The sequence below is a fragment of the Pseudomonas sp. SIMBA_068 genome, assembly GCF_046534705.1.
In the GTDB taxonomy this organism is placed as follows: domain Bacteria; phylum Pseudomonadota; class Gammaproteobacteria; order Pseudomonadales; family Pseudomonadaceae; genus Aquipseudomonas; species Aquipseudomonas putida.
This window is the reverse complement of sequence record NZ_JAWRYI010001562.1, coordinates 1-239: the sequence shown is the minus strand read 5'-3', so window position 1 is coordinate 239 and position 239 is coordinate 1. Positions and strand designations below refer to the sequence as shown.

General features: G+C 54.4%; 1 protein-coding gene. It reads left to right on the top strand.

Going from position 1 to position 239, the window contains the following annotated elements; translation table 11 throughout:
* On the top strand, positions 1-239 hold a 239-nt coding region (locus SB756_RS34930), incomplete at both ends, for a hypothetical protein (RefSeq protein ID WP_410913863.1).

Below are 239 nucleotides of genomic sequence, written 5' to 3'. Positions count from 1 at the left end.
CGAACCCTTATCTTCAGCTATTTTGAAAGGCGATATTCCCGAAGCGGAAGCTATTCTTGCCAGCATTAAACCGGCAGGCGTGGTCAGCCGTGCCGATGTAGTGCTGCCTAACCAGTTCCAGGCGCTGCGTAAAAGTTTTATTCCAGAGCGCCCGGTGCCGGTAATGGTTACTCGCCTGTTTGAGCTACCGGTTCAAATCTCGCTGGGCGTTTACTCGCTCGAACGTCCGGCAAACCCGC